Origin of the sequence: Nocardia sp. NPDC051929 (genome assembly GCF_044548645.1) — a bacterium.
In the GTDB taxonomy this organism is placed as follows: Bacteria; Actinomycetota; Actinomycetes; order Mycobacteriales; family Mycobacteriaceae; genus Nocardia; species Nocardia sichangensis.
The window spans coordinates 44,634-59,405 of sequence record NZ_JBIUCG010000006.1 but is presented as its reverse complement, the minus strand read 5'-3'; the positions used below and the strand labels follow the sequence as shown (position 1 = coordinate 59,405).

Genomic DNA, 14,772 nt, shown 5'->3' with positions numbered 1-14,772 from the left:
TGAGGTTGCGCCGGTCTCACAACTCACCACCCTTCCGAATGGGCTGTGAGAAAGACGTTTGGTCAGCCGTGCGCGCCTCTTTACAGTCGGAACATCAACCCGATCGCACAGCTCGAAGGGGACGTCGTGGTTAATTCGCGTACCCAGGGTCATACACCCTCCGCCCCGGCCACCGACGCCGGGGACGCGCTCCTGCGGCTGGGGAAATATTTCCACCGGGGCGAGATATCGTCCGATCAGCGGACGCTGCACAAGGTCGGCGGTCGCAGCGCCGACGAGTTCTACCGGGATCGCTGGTCGCACGACAAGGTGGTGCGCTCCACGCACGGCGTGAACTGCACCGGGTCCTGTTCGTGGAAGATCTACGTCAAAGACGGTGTGATCACCTGGGAGTCACAGCAGACCGACTACCCCTCCGTGGGCTCGGACAAGCCGGAGTACGAGCCGCGCGGCTGCCCGCGCGGCGCGTCGTTCTCCTGGTACACCTATTCGCCCGCCCGGGTGCGCTACCCGTACGTGCGCGGCACGTTGCTGGAGCTGTACCGGGAAGCCAAGTCCCGGCTCAAGGATCCGGTGCTGGCCTGGGGCGAGATCGTCGAAGACCCCGAGAAGGCGCGCAGCTACAAGGCCGCGAGGGGCAAGGGCGGATTCGTCCGCGCCGAGTGGTGGGAGGCGGCCGAAATCGCCGCTGCCGCACACGTTTACACGATCAAGCAGTACGGCCCGGACCGGGTGGCTGGGTTCTCGCCGATCCCCGCCATGTCGATGGTCAGCCACGCCGTCGGCGCCCGCTTCATCTCGCTGCTCGGCGGCTCCATGCTGTCGTTCTACGACTGGTACGCCGACTTGCCGGTGGCATCGCCGCAGGTGTTCGGCGACCAGACCGACGTGCCGGAGTCCGCGGACTGGTTCGACGCGGGCTATCTCATCATGTGGGGCTCGAACGTGCCGGTCACCCGGACGCCGGACGCGCACTACATGACCGAGGCCCGCTACCGGGGCCAGAAGGTGGTCGTGGTCTCCCCCGACTACGCCGACAACACCAAGTTCGCCGACGAGTGGGTGCCCGCGCGTCCCGGCACCGATGCCGCGCTGGCCATGGCGATGGGCCACGTGGTGCTGAAGGAGTTCTTCGTCGAGAAGTCGACGCCGCGATTCCTCGACTACATCAAGCGCTACACCGATCTGCCGTACCTGATCACGCTGGACGAGCGCGACGGGGCCTACCTGCCCGGCAAGTTCCTCACCGCCGCGGACCTGGGCCGCACCGGCGAGGGCGTCGAGTTCCAGACGGTGCTGCTGGACGCGCAGGCGCAGCCGGTGGTGCCGAACGGGTCGCTCGGTCATCGGTTCGGCGAAGCGGGAACCGGCCGCTGGAACCTCGATCTCGGGGACGTCGATCCCCTTCTGAGTCTGTACGGCCGCACCGACGATGCTGCGGCTGTACAGATTCCCCGCTTCGACAGCGACGTTCCCGGCGTGCTCGTGCGCGGCGTGCCGACCACGACCGTCGCGGGCAAACGTGTCACCACGGTCTTCGATCTGCTGCTCGCCCAGTACGGCGTCGGCCGCGACGGACTGCCCGGCACGTGGCCGAGCGGCTACGACGACGCGACCGAGCCCTACACCCCGGCCTGGCAGGAAGCCATCACCGGCGTGCCCGCCGTGCAGGCCCAGCGCATCGCGCGGGAGTTCGCCGACAACGCCGACCGGTCCGGCGGCCGCTCGATGATCCTGATGGGCGCGGGCACCAACCATTGGTTCCACTCCGATCAGATCTACCGCGCGTTCTTCACCCTTACCCTGCTGACCGGCTGCCAAGGCGTGAACGGCGGCGGCTGGGCGCATTACGTCGGGCAGGAGAAGTGCCGCCCGGTCACCGGCTGGTCCACCCTGGCCTTCGGCCTGGACTGGCAGCGCCCGCCGCGGCAGATGCAGGGCACCGTGTTCTGGTACCTGACCAACGACCAGTGGCGCTACGACCCGTTCACCGCCGAGTCGTTCGCCTCTCCGCTCGGCACGGGCAAGTTCGCCGGGCGCACGGCCGCCGACAACATCGCGCTGGCCAGCCGGCTGGGCTGGATGCCGAGCTACCCCACCTTCGACCGCAACCCGCTCGACCTGGTCGACGAGGCCGAGGCCGCGGGCAAGACCGCGCCGGAGCACGTGGTGGACGGGTTGAAGTCCGGCGACCTGAAATTCGCCTGCGAGGACCCGGACGCGCCGGAGAACTTCCCACGCTGCCTGACCGTGTGGCGGGCGAACCTGCTCGGTTCCTCCGGCAAGGGCAACGAGTACTTCCAGCGCCACCTGCTCGGCGCCGACTCCAACCTGCAGGGCGCCGAAGCCACCGGCGTGCGGCCGCAGGAGCTGAACTGGCGGGAGACCGCCGCCACCGGCAAGCTGGACCTGCTGCTGTCGCTGGACTTCCGGATGACCAGCACCACGCTGTTCTCCGACATCGTGCTGCCCGCCGCCACCTGGTACGAGAAGCACGACCTGTCCTCCACCGACATGCACCCGTTCGTGCACGCGTTCTCCCCGGCCATCTCGCCGCCCTGGGAGGCCAAGACCGACTTCGACGCCTTCCACCGGATCGCGCGCGGCTTCTCCTGGATGGCCGAGAAGCACTTGGGCAAGCGCAAGGACATCGTCGCCGTTCCGTTGCAGCACGACTCGCCGGACGCGACGGCGCAGGCGGGCGGCCGCGTGCTGGACTGGAAAGCCGGTGAGTGCGAGCCGATTCCGGGCAAGACCATGCCGAAGCTGGTCGTGGTCGAACGCGATTACCCGAAGATCGCGGAGAAGATGGCCGCGCTCGGGCCGCTGGTCGACACGCTCGGCGTCACCACCAAGGGCGTCACCACCTATCCCGACCAGGAGGTGGAGTACCTGGCCGGGGTGAACGGCACGGTCGTGTCCGGTGTCGCGCAGGGCCGCCCGTCGCTGGCCAAGGACACGCACGCGGCCGAGGCGATCCTCGCGCTGTCGGGCACCACCAACGGCAGGCTCGCGGTGGAGGGCTTCCACGCGCTGGAACGCCGCACCGGAACGAAACTGGCCGACCTGGCCGCCGAGCACGAGGGCAAGCGGATCACCTTCGCCGACACCCAGGCGCGCCCGGTGCCGGTGATCACCTCGCCGGAGTGGTCGGGCAGCGAGACCGGCGGACGCCGGTACTCGCCGTTCACCATCAACACCGAGCGGCTCAAGCCCTGGCACACGCTCACCGGGCGGCAGCACTTCTACCTCGATCACGACTGGATGATCGAGCTCGGCGAGCAGCTGCCGATCTTCCGTCCGCCGCTGGACATGACCGCGCTGTTCCGCGAGCCCTCGATCGGCGAGGTCGGCGAGCGGGGCGTCACGGTGCGTTACCTGACGCCGCACTCGAAATGGTCGATCCACTCCGCCTACCAGGACAACCTGCACATGCTCACGCTCTCGCGCGGCGGTCAGACGATTTGGATGTCCGATCGCGACGCGGCGAAGATCGGCGTGGCCGACAACGACTGGATCGAGGCGATCAACCGCAACGGCATCGTGGTGGCTCGCGCCATCGTCAGCCACCGGATGCCGGAGGGCACGGTGTTCATGTACCACGCCCAGGACCGCGCGGTGGACGTGCCGCGTATCGAGGGCATCGGCGAGGACACCAAGGGCCGGGGCAAGCGCGGCGGCATCCACAACGCGCTCACCCGCATCATGATCAAGCCCTCGCATCTCATCGGCGGCTACGCGCAGCAGTCCTTCGCGCTGAACTACCACGGCCCCACCGGAAATCAACGCGACGAGGTGACCACGATTCGCAGGCGCTCGCAGGAAGTGGAGTACTGACATGGGCGAGTGCGGCACGCGGGCACCATCCACCGACGCGAGAAAGCGGTACTGACATGCGCGTCATGGCACAGCTGGCCATGGTGATGAACCTGGACAAATGCATCGGCTGCCACACCTGCTCGGTCACCTGCAAGCAGGCGTGGACCAACCGCGGCGGCACCGAGTACGTCTGGTTCAACAACGTGGAAACCCGCCCCGGGCAAGGCTATCCGAGGCAGTACCAGGATCAGGAGAAGTGGAAGGGCGGCTGGACGCTGAACAAGCGCGGCAAGCTCACCCTGAAGTCCGGCTCCCGGCTGAAGCGGCTGCTGAACATCTTCGCCAACCCGGATCTGCCCACGGTCGAGGACTACTACGAGCCGTGGAGCTACGACTACGACAACCTGCTGTCCTCCCCGCCGGTCGACACGACGCCGGTCGCGCGGCCCAAATCACTGATCACCGGCCAGGACACGCAGGTCACCTGGGGCGCCAACTGGGACGACGACCTCGGCTCCGGCCCCGAGCAGGTCGGCAAGGACCCGCTGCTGGCGAAGCTGTCGGAGCAGGTGAAACTGGAGTTCGAAGAGACCTTCATGTTCTACCTGCCGCGCATCTGCGAGCACTGCCTGAACCCCTCCTGCGCGGCGTCCTGCCCCTCCGGCGCGATCTACAAGCGCGCGGAGGACGGCATCGTGCTGGTGGATCAGGACAAGTGCCGCGGCTGGCGGCAGTGCGTGTCGGGCTGCCCGTACAAGAAGATCTACTTCAACCACAAGACGGGCAAGGCGGAGAAGTGCACCTTCTGCTACCCGCGCGTGGAGGTCGGTATTCCGACGGTGTGCTCGGAGACCTGCGTCGGGCGGCTGCGCTACATCGGCGTCATGCTCTACGACGCCGACGCGGTGCTCGAGGCCGCGTCGGTAACCGACGACAAGGATCTCTACCCGTCGCAGCTCGGGGTGTTCCTCAATCCCCATGACCCGCGGGTGATCGCGGAGGCGGAGCGGGCCGGGATCTCGCCGGAATGGATTCAGGCCGCCCAGGATTCGCCGGTCTACAAGCTGATCGTGGACTATCAGATCGCGCTGCCGCTGCATCCGGAGTACCGCACCATGCCGATGGTCTGGTACGTGCCGCCGCTGTCGCCCGTGGTCGACGTGCTCAGCGAGACCGGCCACGACGGCGAGAACGTGTCCAACCTGTTCGGCGCGATCGACGCGCTGCGCATTCCGGTGGAGTACCTGGCCGAGCTGTTCACCGCGGGCGAGGTCGGGCCGGTGCGCGCTTCGTTGCAGCGCCTCGCGGCGATGCGCTCGTTCATGCGGTCGGTGAACCTCGGTGAGGAGCCCGATCCCTCGATCGCGCCGTCGGTGCGGCTGGAGCCCGAGGAGATCGAGGCGATGTACCGGCTGCTGGCCATCGCCAAGTACGAGCACCGCTATGTCATCCCGAGCGGCGCGGGAGCCCGTGCGCACGAACTGGATTCGCTCGCCACCGGGTGCAGCCTGGACACCGACGGCGGTCCGGGCATGACGGCGTTCGATCAGATGGTGGAGAAGTTCCATCTCACCGACGCCAACGACGCCGCGCCGGAGCAGAAGTCGTCCCGGATCAACCTGCTGAACTGGGATGGCAAGAGCACCGAGGGCCTGGTGCCGAGCAATGGCGCCGCGAACGGCAACGGGCACGCCGACGGCACGAGCAACGGGCACTCGGGTAACGGCCACGCGAACGGCGCAGGCGACGGGCTCGCAGGCAACGGGCACGGCGCGGGCAACGGCGACGGCTCGGGCAGCGTCGCGGGTGATCCGGCCTCCGCGCCGAGCGGAGCGGGGCGATGAGCCTGCTGAAGTTGCGCCGCCGCCCGGAAGCGGTGGTCGAACTCGCCCAGCGCGACCGCCAGCTGGTGTGGCGAATCGCCGCATTGCTGCTGGACTACCCCACCGAGCAAACACTGGCCATGATCGACCAATTGACCAGCGCCGCAGCCGATCTACCCGACGAGGTGCGCACACACCTGAGCGGATGCCTCGACTACCTGCGGACCACCCCGCCGCTGGAACTCGCGGCCGCCTACGTCGCGACCTTCGACATGCGCCGCCGCGCCAGCCTGCACCTGACCTTCTACGCCTACGGCGACACGCGCAAGCGCGGAATGGCGTTGCTGCGTTTCAAGCACGCCTACCGGCACGCGGGTGTCGAACTCGGGGACGAGGAACTGCCCGACCATCTGCCGGTGCTGCTGGAGTTCGCCGCCACCGTCGACCCGATCGGCGGCGAACGGCTGCTCGGCGAGCACGTTCCGGTGCTGGAGCTGCTGCGACTTTCGCTGTCGGACAACAACTCCCCCTACGCGGGAGTGCTCGCGGCGATCGGGGCGACGCTGCCGCCGCCCACCACCGCCGACCGCAGGCGCATCGCCGAACTCGCCGCCCAGGGCCCGCCCGAGGAGGAAGTCGGGCTGGAGCCCTTCGCGATGGACCCCTCCCTGTTCGACGGATCGGAAGGCCGACGATGAACGCATCCCCGCATCTGCCGGTCGCGCTGTGGCTGATCCTGCCGTACGTCGCGTTCACCTCCTTCGTGCTCGGGCACCTGTGGCGCTACCGCAACGACCAGTTCGGCTGGACCACCCGTTCCTCGCAGATCTACGAGAGCCGCCTGCTGCGGCTGGGCAGTCCGCTGTTCCACTTCGGCATGCTCGGGGTGTTCGGCGGGCACGTGCTCGGCGTGCTCATCCCGGAGTCGTGGACCTCGGCGGTCGGGATCTCCGAGCACGTGTATCACGTGGTCGCCGTCGCGGCGGGGTCGCTGGCCGGGCTGGCCGTGCTGGCCGGTGTCGGCATCCTGCTCTACCGGCGATTCACCGTTCCCGCCGTCCGCAAGGCGACCACGGGCAACGACAAGCTGATGTACGGGCTGCTGACCGCCGCACTGGTCACCGGCCTGCTCAACACCTGGGGCAGCAACCTGCTGTGGGGCACCTACAACTATCGCGAGACTGTCTCGCCCTGGTTCCGCAGCCTGTTCACGCTCACCCCGCAACCCGAGCTCATGGTGGACACCCCGTGGACCTTCCAATTGCACGGGCTGGTCGTGCTCGCCCTGATCGGGCTGTGGCCCTACACCCGGCTCGTGCACATGTTCAGTGCGCCGGTCGGCTACCTGGTGCGGCCGTACGTGGTCTACCGCAGCAAGGAATACGACGCCCCCGACAAGCGCCGCTACGCCCGCGCGTGGGACGCGCCCGTGACCCCCGAACGCTGGCGCTGACGACGCCGTCGCGCGAGACCCCGCCCGGACAACGGCGTCCCGGCGGGGTCTTCGGCGTTCCCGGCGCCTGATCAGGCGTTGTCGTAGGCGTTCTGGAGAGCCTCGACATCGAGCTTGGACATCGACCGCAAGGCGGTGCCGACGGCGATGGTCTTCGCGGGATCGTCACCGCTCATCAATTTCGGCAGCGCCGAGGGCACCACCTGCCAGGACAGGCCGTAGCGGTCCTTCAGCCAGCCGCACGGGCCGGGCTCGCCGCCGTCCGCGGTGAGCGCGTCCCACAGGCGGTCGACCTCGTCCTGGGTGTCCACGACCACTTGCAGCGATGCGGCATCGGTGTGCGGGTGGTCCGGTCCGCCGTTCATCAGCGTGACCGCCTGACCGTCCAGGTCCAGCGAGACGATGAACGCCGAGCCGTCGGAGTGGCGGGAGACCTCGACCACGCGCGAGTTCGGGATCACCGCGGCGTACAGGGCGGCGGCTTCCTCGGCGGCGTTGTCGAACCAGAGGAACGTGTTGACGGACATGATGTGCTCCTGTGTTGTGGCGTGACTTGCTGTCACCCACTGGTCGGAGCCGCTCGCTCGCCTTCGACACAGTTCGCGAAGCTTCTCGAAATTTTTTTTTCGACCTCTACCGCCGAGTGATCGCTGAAACAGGTTCGCCAGCCTGCGAGTTCCCAGCTTTCCGCAGGCAGAACCCATCGACCCATCGGGTAACCAGGCATACGCTGAAGTTTGGCCGCTGCCATGTGGTCTATCCCACTTCTGGGGACGTCAAAGTCTCGCCGCCCCGGCTCAGCAAAGCCGTGGCGGCGGAGACGAGCAAGGAGTGAGCAATGAAAGGTGGAGCAAGAATCGCGTTAGGGGTGGGCCTCGGGTACCTGCTCGGCCGCACGAAGAAAATGCGCTTCGCGATGACGCTGGCGGGAGCCGCGATGGCGAGACGATCCGCGGGAACACCCGCCGAACTGCTCGAGCGCGGCACGGAGCTGCTCAAATCGACGCCGGAGCTGACCAAGATCACCGACACCGTGCGCGACGAGTTGCTCGGCGCGGTGCGTTCGGCCGCGGTCACCGCGGCGAGCAACCGCATGGACGCGCTCAGCAACCGGTTACAGCAGGGGACGACGCTCCTGGCGGGCGAAGAACAACGCGGCTCACAGGAGGCGGATGAGGAGGACGAAGAGCAAGAGCAACAGCCTGAGGACGAGTACGAGGACGAAGAGCAAGAGGGCGAGTACGAGGACCAGGAGCAAGAGCCCGAGGACGAGTACGAGGACCAGGAGCAAGAGCCCGAGGACGAGTACGAGGACCAGGACGAGGACGAAGATCGAACGCCCGAGGACGAGCACGAAGAGGAAGAACAAGAGCCCGAGGACGAGGACGAATCCGAGCGGGGCGAGGAAGAGGACGACACCGAGCGGCCTGCCGCGCGGACGCGCACTCGCCGGTCGAGCACCACCGCCAAGCGCGGAGCGAGCTCGCGGACCGCCGACCGTTCGTCCGACTCCGCGGATCGTAAGCCGTCCGGGACTTCCGGCCGCCGCCGTACTCGCGCCGAGGCCGGCCAGGCCCCCGTGCGCCGCACGAGGAGGTGACCGGCGATGGCGAAGATTTTGCGTGACGCGACGGAAGGAGTCGGCAAGGTAGCCGCCGATACGGCGGGCCGGGCTGCCAAAGCCGCGACCGGGGCGGGATCATCCGCGAAGAAGGCGGGAGCCTCCGCCAAGAAGGCCGGATCTTCCGCCAAGAAGAACGCGCCGCCGCCCACGCCGACCGGCATTTTGCAGCAGTCGTTGCAGAACCTCACCGGAGCGCTGACCGAACGCGCGGTGACCGGACTCACGAACCAGGTGTCGAAGACCGCGGGCCGATTGAACGAGTACGCCGAGGGCGGCGGCGGGGGGAACCTGCTGGCGGCGCTGACCGGCGTGCAGAAGCTCGCCGGTGGCTCTTCGCCGTTGAGCACGGCCATGAGCATGGGCAAAACCAAGCTCGGTCACTCACTGCGCGAGCAGTTCGAGAACGTGAAGGAATCGCTCACCGGTGGCAAGGGCAAGGGCGGCAGCAAGAAGATCAAGCTGACGAACATCGTCGAGCACATCGACGTCGGCGTCCCGATCCACCTGGCCTACGACCAGTGGACCCAGTTCGCGGATTTCCCGAAGTACACCAAGAAGCTCGAGCAAGTCGAGCAGGTGGCCGACGAAAAACTCAGCTGGACCGGCAAGGTGTTCTGGTCTCGGCGCACCTGGGAATCGACGATTCTCGAGCAGGTGCCGTTCGAGCGGATCATCTGGCGCTCCAAAGGCCACAAGGGATACATCGACGGCGCGGTCACCTTCCACGAACTCGTACCGGGTTACACCCGCATCCTCGTGGTGCTGGAGTACCACCCCAAGGGATTCTTCGAGAAGACCGCCAACATGTGGCGGGCAGCGGGTCGCCGCTGCCGCCTGGAGCTCAAGCACTTCGAGCGGCACGTGATGACCGAGGCCGTGTTGCATCCCGACGACGTCGTCGGCTGGCACGGCGAGATCCGTGACAGCGAGGTCGTCAAAGACGACGAGACCGCTCGCCGCGAGGAAGAAGAGGAGAAGTCCGAAGAAGGCCAGGAAGCGGAACAAGAACCGGACGAGGAGCCGGACGAGGAAGAAGAAGACAAGGCCGACGAGCAAGAGACGGACGAGCGAGACGAGGACGAGCAAGACGAAGATCGGCGTCCTCGCCGTCGACCGGCCGCCCGCCGCCGTAGCACGGCGACCCGCCCGTCGCGCGAGAAGCGAGGAGCAAACGCATGACGATCGAACCCGCGGGAGGCGGAGGCGGTGGCGGAGCGGGCACGATGGCACGCCCGAACTCATCCAGCCTGGCTGACGTGATCGACACGATTCTGGATAAAGGCCTGGTCATCGACGCATTCGCACGCGTGTCGCTGGTCGGCATCGAACTGGTGACCATCGACGCCCGCGTCGTGGTGGCCAGTGTGGACACCTATCTACGTTTCGCCGAAGCCGTCAACCGGCTGGAGATTTCCACCAGCGAACCGAAGGGGCTCACCGACATCGTCGGCGACGTCACCCAAGGCGCGGCGAAGCACAAGACGCAGGGGGCGCTGGAAGCTGCGGGCGAGAAGGTCATGGACTTCCTCGGCGACGTGCAGGACAAGCGCCAGACGGCGAACAGGCCCAAACGTAAGGAGGGCTGATGACTACCGCGACATCTGTCTACGTCTACGGCATCGTGCCCGCCGACGTGGAACCCGAGCCGCACGCCAGCGGCGTGGGCGACCCACCGGGTGAGGTATCGGTGATACGGCACGGCGAGATCGCCGCGCTGGTCAGCATGCTCGAGTCGGATCGGCCGCTGGGCACGCCCGACGACCTCACCGCGCACGCCGAACTGCTGGACGGATCGGCCGCCGTCGCTCCGGTGCTGCCGCTGCGCTTCGGCGCGGTCATGACCGACACCGAGGCGGTGGAGAACGAACTACTCGGAGCGAACGAAGACGAATTCCGCTCCGCGCTGGAGCAACTCGAGGGCCGTGCGCAGTTCGTGGTCCGCGGCCGTTACGTCGAGAACACCATCCTCCGGGAGCTGCTCGACGAGAACGCCGAGGCCGCCCGGCTGGCCGGGGAGATCCGTGACAAACCGGAGGACGCCACCCGTAACGAGCGAATCGCGCTCGGCGAGATGATCAATCAGGCCATCGAGTCCAAGCGGGCCGAGGACACGCGCAAAGTGGTCGCCGAGCTGGAGCAGTTCGAACCACTCGTCAACCAGCGCGACCCCACCCATGAGGAGGAGGCCGTCCACATCGCGGTTCTGGTCGAACTGGACCGGCAGAAAGACCTGGAGGAGACGCTGCGCCGGCTCGGCGAGGACTGGGACGGCCGAGTGGAGTTGAACCTGCTCGGTCCGATGGCGGCCTACGACTTCGTCATGAAGCGCGCACCCGAGGGGTAAGGCATGTTCGGTGTGCTCACATCAATCCTGACGTTGCCCGTCGCCCCGGTCCGCGGCGTGATCTGGCTGGGCGAACTGATCCAGGACCAGGTGGACCAGAAGATGCGAGATCCCGCCGTCATGCGGCGGGAACTCGAGGAGATCGATGCGGCCGCGGCAGCTGGTCAGCTGTCCGAGGAGGAACGCAAACAAGCGCAGCAGGCGGTCCTGGATCGCATGACCGGCCGTCGGGCGTGACCGCGGTCGACCGGAAGGAGTGATGCGCGTGGCCCGCAAGACAACTTCCGAGGACGTCGACCCGGCCGCCGACGAACCACCTCCCAGCACCCCGGCGCAGGCCGCCGCCATGGCGGTGGAAAACCTCGTCGAACTGACGTCGAAAGAGGTGCAGGGCGTCACCTCGATGGAACCGACGGAGGACGGCTGGCAGGTGGAGATCGAGGTGCTCGAGGACCGCCGGATCCCGTCGTCGGCGGACATCCTCGCGCTCTACGAGGTCGAGATCGATCTCGACGGGAACCTCCTGGCCTACCGCAGAACAAGGCGCTACGGGCGCGGCAGCACCGACATCGGAAGGGCTCGGTCATGACGGTGGTGCCCGGCGGATCGTCCGCACCGCAGCCGTACAGCGGACATTCGTCGACGAACCTCGCCGACATACTCGAGCGAGTGCTCGACAAGGGCCTGGTGATCGCTGGCGACATCCAGGTGAACCTGCTCGACATCGAGCTGCTCACGATCAAGCTGCGGCTGGTGATCGCGTCCTTGGAGACCGCCAAGTCGGTGGGCATCGATTGGTGGGAGACCGATCCGTGGCTCAACAGCAAGGCCCGCACGCTGGAGCGGCAGGATCACGATCTCGAACTCGAGAATCAGAAGCTCCGCGACCGGATCGCGGAACTGGAGAGCGCGAAGGAACAACCGCAACGCATCGAGCGTCGCCGCCAACCGAGGGAAGAGCGGTCGTGACGGAGGGCCTCGGGGTCTGGCTGTACGCGGTGACGCCCGGCTGCGGCGGCGAGGAGCTGGGCGAGCTGACCGGAGTCGCGGGCGAGCCGGTGCGAACGGTGGTCGTGGACGGGTTGACGGCGATCGTCGGCTCGGTGCCGCTCGAGGTGTTCGGGGAGCAGCCGCTGCGGGCGCATCTGGAGGACCTCGATTGGCTGGAAGGGACGGCCCGTGCGCACGACGCGGTCGTATCGACCCTGGTGCGACGAGGCCCGACCGTCCCGCTGCGGCTGGCCACCGTCTTCCTCGACGACAACCGGGTGCGCGACCTGCTGACCGAGCGGCGAGCGGATTTCGCCGCTGCGCTGGAGCTGGTGAGCGGCCGCACCGAGTGGGGCGTGAAGGCCTACGGCGACCGCGCCGCCCTGACCGCCGCCGTGGCCGAGTCCCGCACCGCGAGCGAAGGCAAGGGCGCGGGAGCCGCGTATCTGGCCCGGCGCCGGGCGCAACTGTCCGCGCAGGAAACCATCGAACGCGACGCGGCCCAGCGCGCCGAGGAGATCCACAGCCGCCTGCTCCAGCACGCGGCGGCGGGGCGACGTCAGGCGCTGACCGACCCGGCACTGAGTGGCCGTCGTGATTGGTTGGTGCTCAACGGGACCTACCTCGTGGACGACGACCGCACCGACGACTTCGCCACCATCGTCACAGCGCTCGGCGACCAATTCCCTGGCATCCGCCTCGAACTCACCGGCCCGTGGCCGCCGTATTCGTTCGCGGGCGTGGAACGAGAACCGGCATGAGCCGCGCCACACGCGAGGTCGACGACGAGCGCCGGGTCTCGTTGGTTGATCTGCTGGATCGGGTGCTGGCCGGCGGCGTGGTGATCTCCGGCGACATCAAGCTCGCCATCGCGGACGTCGACCTGGTCCAGATCTCGCTGCGGGCGCTGATCTCCTCGATCAGCACCCTCTCCGGACCGCTGCACGCGCTGGAGGCACCCGGCGATGACTGAATTCGGCGGCATCCCACCGCGTATCGACACCGACCCGGAATCCGTCGAGCGCGGCCTGGTCAGCCTCGTCCTCACTTTGGTCGAGCTCCTCCGCCAGCTCATGGAACGCCAAGCACTCCGCCGCGTAGACGCGGGTGACCTCACCGACACCCAGATAGAACGCATCGGCACCACCCTCATGCTCCTCGAGCAACGCATGGAAGAACTCCGCGACCACTTCGGCCTCACCCCCGAAGACCTCAACATCGACCTGGGCCCCCTCGGCACCCTCCTCCCCCGCGACCCACCCTGAACATCAAGATCAACGGCACATGAGCGAGAGTTCTTCTCGGCAAACGCCACAGCCATGTGCCGTTGATCTTGAAGTGTCAGATGCCAGCGGTGAAGGCGTCCCAGGCGGCGGGTGTGAACACCAACGCTGGGCCGGTCGGGTTCTTGGAGTCTCGGACGCCGACCATGCCGCCTGCCAGATGGGCGACCTCTACGCATTCCTTGCCCCCACCGCTGCGGCTGCTCTTGAACCACTTCGCCCCGGACAAGTCAGCGTTCACTGTCGTACTCCCTCGCCACCTGTCGTAGCAGGCTCTTACTCGTCGGCACATCCAGGGCGGACTGCTGGATGACGTTGTACGCCTGACGATACCTCCCGACATCTTTTGCACGTTCGAGGTACATGTCACCCGCATAGGACTCCACGTAGACCACGCTGGGAGCAGCTTCGCGCCCTTTGGTGTCGAGACCGAAGTCCAGGATGACGAAAGGCCCGGGAGCGATACCGAGAGGGAAGCCCGATGAGAACGGTTGGATACGGATTGCCACGTTAGGCGGCATATTTGCGAGATGCCGTGCTTGACCTCCCATGACCTTGGGGCCGCCCACAACGTAACGAATGGCCGCCTCGTTCAGGATGACTGTGGCGCTGGCAGGTTGGGTCTTGCGGTGAATCAGGGCTTGCCGCTTGAGTCGCAACTGCGCTCGTCGTTCGAGATCTTCTACCGGCTCGTCCGGGAAGTACGCGCGATCGAGCACGCGCGCATAGTCCGGAGTCTGAAGGATGCCGGGCACGATGTCAGGCCTGTATAAGGCCAGTTGGTGCGCACTGGACTCGAGGCCGACATACAGATTGAAATTTCCTTCGATCAAGTCGTCGAACGCGTGCCACCACGACTTGGCCGTCGCCTGCTGCGCCAGCCCTTTGAGGGCAGCCGTCAGGTCCGGGGCAACATCGTAGATGCGGCATAGGGCCTCGACATCAAGTTCCCGAACCTTCGGCGACTGCCCCTTCTCAACACGCTGAAGCTTGCTTGTCGACCACTGCATCATCGGCCCGACCTGTTCGAGCGTTAGATTCGCCGCCTGCCGAGCCTCCCGCAAGTACCGGCCGAGCTGACGTCTGGGCAGTGTCGTCTCGATGTCGTCGGACACGCTTCCTCTCTTTCCATTGCGCCCGTGACTGATTCCTGTGATGAGAAAAGTCTCGGGCACTCACGACAAACTGTCTGGCGGTTTGCGAAAACTCTCTATGAAAACCCATGGAGCACTTGCAGAGAACGGATGGACAGCGGTTCCCTTGGGTGAGCGCCTGGTCGGACGTAGTTCGAAGCGCTCCGACGTTCCTTCCGCCGTCCGCATAGCGGTTTGGCCGGGACAGAGTCGCAACTTCCAGCAACAGATCTGAGGGGAGCGCAGATAGCGATGCAATCGTTCGGGGACACACCGCGATCCAGGTGCTACTACTACCGGCGC

The 14,772-nt window shown here is 66.8% G+C and carries 17 protein-coding genes; 14 read left to right on the top strand and 3 right to left on the bottom strand.

All coding sequences use genetic code 11. The features are described from left to right. Positions 1-126: 126 nt before the first annotated feature. The 4 genes from ACIHAX_RS09310 (at position 127) to narI (ending at position 7,095) form a co-directional block, all read left to right on the top strand. Positions 127-3,837, top strand: a complete 3,711-nt coding sequence (locus ACIHAX_RS09310; protein WP_355079736.1) for a nitrate reductase subunit alpha — start codon at positions 127-129, stop codon at positions 3,835-3,837. Positions 3,838-3,902: 65 nt separating this feature from the next. Next, a complete protein-coding gene (gene narH / locus ACIHAX_RS09305) occupies positions 3,903-5,663 on the top strand; it encodes a nitrate reductase subunit beta (RefSeq protein ID WP_356962401.1) in 1,761 nt (586 codons plus the stop codon). Next, positions 5,660-6,340: a nitrate reductase molybdenum cofactor assembly chaperone gene (gene narJ / locus ACIHAX_RS09300; RefSeq protein ID WP_355079738.1), complete on the top strand. Its 681-nt coding sequence runs from the start codon at positions 5,660-5,662 to the stop codon at positions 6,338-6,340. The genes narH and narJ overlap by 4 nt, the downstream gene beginning before the upstream one ends. Next, a complete protein-coding gene (gene narI, locus ACIHAX_RS09295) occupies positions 6,337-7,095 on the top strand; it encodes a respiratory nitrate reductase subunit gamma (protein ID WP_355079740.1) in 759 nt (252 codons plus the stop codon). The genes narJ and narI overlap by 4 nt, the downstream gene beginning before the upstream one ends. Before the next feature lie 71 nt (positions 7,096-7,166). Here narI and ACIHAX_RS09290 read toward each other — a convergent pair whose 3' ends face one another. Next, positions 7,167-7,622, bottom strand: a complete 456-nt coding sequence (locus tag ACIHAX_RS09290; protein WP_397276757.1) for a VOC family protein — start codon at positions 7,620-7,622, stop codon at positions 7,167-7,169. A 311-nt stretch (positions 7,623-7,933) separates the two neighbouring features. Here ACIHAX_RS09290 and ACIHAX_RS09285 point away from each other — a divergent pair, with 311 nt between their 5' ends. The 10 genes from ACIHAX_RS09285 to ACIHAX_RS09240 are packed head-to-tail and all read left to right on the top strand — an operon-like array spanning position 7,934 to position 13,318. Further along, complete coding sequence (locus tag ACIHAX_RS09285; protein ID WP_397276755.1) at positions 7,934-8,695, top strand: hypothetical protein; 762 nt, start codon at positions 7,934-7,936, stop codon at positions 8,693-8,695. Positions 8,696-8,701: 6 nt separating this feature from the next. Continuing rightward, positions 8,702-9,898 carry an SRPBCC family protein gene (locus ACIHAX_RS09280; protein WP_364437564.1) on the top strand — a complete coding sequence of 399 codons (1,197 nt, stop codon included), beginning with the start codon at positions 8,702-8,704 and terminating at the stop codon, positions 9,896-9,898. Continuing rightward, entirely contained in the window at positions 9,895-10,305 is a 411-nt protein-coding gene (gene gvpJ, locus ACIHAX_RS09275) for a gas vesicle protein GvpJ (RefSeq protein ID WP_364437567.1), read from the top strand. Before ACIHAX_RS09280 ends, gvpJ begins: the two co-directional genes overlap by 4 nt. Then, a complete protein-coding gene (locus tag ACIHAX_RS09270) occupies positions 10,305-11,063 on the top strand; it encodes a GvpL/GvpF family gas vesicle protein (protein WP_364437570.1) in 759 nt (252 codons plus the stop codon). Before gvpJ ends, ACIHAX_RS09270 begins: the two co-directional genes overlap by 1 nt. Positions 11,064-11,066: 3 nt before the next feature. Further along, positions 11,067-11,300, top strand: a complete 234-nt coding sequence (locus tag ACIHAX_RS09265; RefSeq protein WP_356960761.1) for a gas vesicle protein GvpG — start codon at positions 11,067-11,069, stop codon at positions 11,298-11,300. Positions 11,301-11,328: 28 nt separating this feature from the next. Continuing rightward, a complete protein-coding gene (gene gvpO, locus ACIHAX_RS09260) occupies positions 11,329-11,652 on the top strand; it encodes a gas vesicle protein GvpO (RefSeq protein WP_356960759.1) in 324 nt (107 codons plus the stop codon). Beyond that, positions 11,649-12,032 carry a gas vesicle protein gene (locus ACIHAX_RS09255; RefSeq protein ID WP_356960757.1) on the top strand — a complete coding sequence of 128 codons (384 nt, stop codon included), beginning with the start codon at positions 11,649-11,651 and terminating at the stop codon, positions 12,030-12,032. Before gvpO ends, ACIHAX_RS09255 begins: the two co-directional genes overlap by 4 nt. After that, a complete protein-coding gene (locus ACIHAX_RS09250) occupies positions 12,029-12,814 on the top strand; it encodes a GvpL/GvpF family gas vesicle protein (protein ID WP_397276751.1) in 786 nt (261 codons plus the stop codon). Before ACIHAX_RS09255 ends, ACIHAX_RS09250 begins: the two co-directional genes overlap by 4 nt. Then, the gene (locus ACIHAX_RS09245) at positions 12,811-13,026 is read left to right on the top strand and encodes a gas vesicle protein (RefSeq protein ID WP_355079760.1); all 216 of its coding nucleotides are present in this window, start codon (positions 12,811-12,813) and stop codon (positions 13,024-13,026) included. Before ACIHAX_RS09250 ends, ACIHAX_RS09245 begins: the two co-directional genes overlap by 4 nt. Next, a complete protein-coding gene (locus ACIHAX_RS09240; RefSeq protein ID WP_355079762.1) occupies positions 13,019-13,318 on the top strand; it encodes a gas vesicle protein K in 300 nt (99 codons plus the stop codon). Before ACIHAX_RS09245 ends, ACIHAX_RS09240 begins: the two co-directional genes overlap by 8 nt. Before the next feature lie 76 nt (positions 13,319-13,394). Here the strand turns inward: ACIHAX_RS09240 and ACIHAX_RS09235 are convergent, their stop codons facing one another. Both ACIHAX_RS09235 and ACIHAX_RS09230 read right to left on the bottom strand, forming a co-directional pair. Then, complete coding sequence (locus ACIHAX_RS09235) at positions 13,395-13,577, bottom strand: DUF397 domain-containing protein (protein WP_397276749.1); 183 nt, start codon at positions 13,575-13,577, stop codon at positions 13,395-13,397. Beyond that, a complete protein-coding gene (locus tag ACIHAX_RS09230) occupies positions 13,567-14,451 on the bottom strand; it encodes a helix-turn-helix domain-containing protein (RefSeq protein WP_397276747.1) in 885 nt (294 codons plus the stop codon). Before ACIHAX_RS09230 ends, ACIHAX_RS09235 begins: the two co-directional genes overlap by 11 nt. Positions 14,452-14,772 lie beyond the last annotated feature (321 nt).